Raw genomic sequence first — 2222 nt, forward strand, 5'->3', positions numbered from 1 at the left:
GCGCCGCAGCAGCGTCCAGCTTGGCCCGGGTCATCTCACCGCCGCTGTTCTTGGTCACCAAAGCGTCGACCCGCCACTCGCGCAGCAGCGCCCGTTCTCCGTCGTAGTCATACGGGCCCCGGGACAACACCAACTGGTGTCGGGCCGGCAGAACCGCGGGGTCCGGTGGGGTCACCACCCGGATCAGGAACCAAGCATCCAACGCTGCAAACGCCGCGACCGACGACCTGCCGGTGGTCAGAAACACCCGCGAATATCCCTGCTGGATCACGGTTTCTGCGGCCGCGCGGTCGGAGGCGACCAGGATCGCCGCGCCGGGCGGCCAACCCGGCCGGGCCAGCACCAGATGCGGCATCCCCAGCCCAGCGCAGACCCGGGCGGCAGTGGCCGTGATGGTGGCGGCGAACGGGTGGGTGGCATCCACCACGGCATCGACCGCGTTGTCCTGCAACCATCGTCGCAACCCAGCCGCGCCGCCGAAGCCTCCGATGCGCACTTCGCCGACCGGCAGCGCCGGGTCGGGCACCCGGCCGGCCAGGGAGCTGATCACGTCGACCCCGGCCGGTACCGCGGCGGCCAGGGCCCGGGCCTCACCGGTGCCACCGAGCAGCAGGATCTTAATGCCGGTCACCCCGTCGCCGATCGGCCGAATACAGATAGCTGTCGGTGAACCCTTCGGCCGCCAGCACGTCGCCGATGACGATGACGGCCGTCCTGGTCACCCCGGCGGTCCGCATCTGCCCGGCGATGTCGGCCAGGGTGCCGCGCAGCACCACCTGGGTGGGCCAGCTCGCGAAGGCGACCACCGCCACCGGAGTGTCTGCGCAGTAGCCACCGGCGCTGAGTTCGGCGACGACGCTGTCGATTTGCGCGGCGGCCAAGTGCAGTACCAGGGTGCCGCCGACTCCGGCCAACGTGCGCAGGTCTTCTCGCTCAGGCATGGCTGTCGACAAGGTAGCCACCCGGCTCAGCGTGATCGTCTGCGCGACACCGGGTACCGTCAGCTCGCGGCCCAGCGCGGCGGCCGCGGCGGCGAACGCCGGCACTCCCGGCACAATCTCGTAGTCGATGCCGAGCGCGTCGAGGCGGCGGCATTGTTCGGCCAGGGCGCTGTAGATCGACGGGTCACCGGAGTGCAGCCGCGCCACGTCCCGGTTCGCGGTGTGCGCGGCGGCGAGTTCGTCGACTATCTGGTCCAACGTCAACGGACCGGTGTCGATGACCCGGGCATCCGGCGGGCACAGCGCCAGCAGTTCGTCGGGCATGATCGAACCGGCGTACAGGCACACCGGACAGCGCCGCAGCAACTGCTGGCCGCGCACCGTGATCAGATCGGCCGCACCCGGGCCGGCCCCGATGAAGTACACCGTCACGGTTTCACCACCGTCCACTGGGTCACCGGCAGGGCCGGGCGCCATCCGGTGAAGCCGCCGACCGGTTCACCCCGGTAGTGCTGGAACCGGCGCAGCTCCCCGCCGGATGCCGAGTACCGCGCCAGGACAACAGCTTCCGACTCGGCGGTGACCGCATTGGCGACCAGCCGTCCACCCGCGGGCAGCACCTCCAGGCAGGTGTCCAGCAGGTCGGGCTGGGTCAGCCCGCCGCCGATGAAGATCGCCGCCGGTGGCGCGACGCCGGCGAAGTCGTCCGGCGCGGCCCCGCGCACCTCGACCGGCACCCCGAAGGCTGTGGCGTTGGCGACAATGCGGTCGCGGCGCTGCGCGTCGCGTTCGAACGCCACCGCCCGGCAGCCGGGTGCGCTGCGGCACCATTCGACGGCGACGCTGCCCGACCCGGCGCCGACATCCCACAGCAGCTCGCCCGGCCGCGGCGCCAGTGCGGCCAGCGTGACCGCGCGCACCGGTTGCTTGGTCAGCTGCCCGTCGTGGTCGAACCAGTCGTCGGGCAACGCGCCCACGCGCCGCTGGTCGGGCAGGTAACGGACCGCAACGACGTTGAGAGCGTCGACGTCAGTCGGCGGGTCGACGGCCCAGCGCGCCGCGGTGCCGTCTCGGCGCCGTTCGGCCGGGCCGCCGAGTTGTTCGAGCACGGTCAGTTCGGAGTCGCCGCGACCGGTCTCGGTCAGTAGCCGGGCCAGCACCGCCGGGCCGGTGCCGTCGCGCGACAGCACCACCGCCTGTCCCCCGCGACGCACCGCGGTGTGCGGCGCGGCGGTGACGATGCTGATCACCTCGGTGTCGGGGCCGCTCCAGCCCATCCGG

General features: G+C 72.1%; 3 protein-coding genes. All 3 read right to left on the minus strand.

What is annotated here, in order from left to right:
- Window positions 1-631 (minus strand): cobalt-precorrin-6A reductase (locus ACN269_RS34395; protein WP_421477467.1); only part of this gene is annotated, 631 nt, incomplete at its 3' end.
- Window positions 618-1373 (minus strand): precorrin-4 C(11)-methyltransferase, encoded by a 756-nt coding sequence (cobM, locus tag ACN269_RS34400; RefSeq protein ID WP_421477468.1) that lies wholly within the window; start codon window positions 1371-1373, stop codon window positions 618-620. The genes ACN269_RS34395 and cobM, both read right to left, overlap by 14 nt.
- Window positions 1370-2222: precorrin-6Y C5,15-methyltransferase (decarboxylating) subunit CbiT (cbiT, locus tag ACN269_RS34405; RefSeq protein ID WP_421477469.1), on the minus strand; the 853-nt coding region annotated here is incomplete at its 5' end. The genes cobM and cbiT, both read right to left, overlap by 4 nt.

The organism is Micromonospora sp. WMMD736 (genome assembly GCF_049179015.1).
Classification (GTDB): domain Bacteria; phylum Actinomycetota; class Actinomycetes; order Mycobacteriales; family Micromonosporaceae; genus Micromonospora.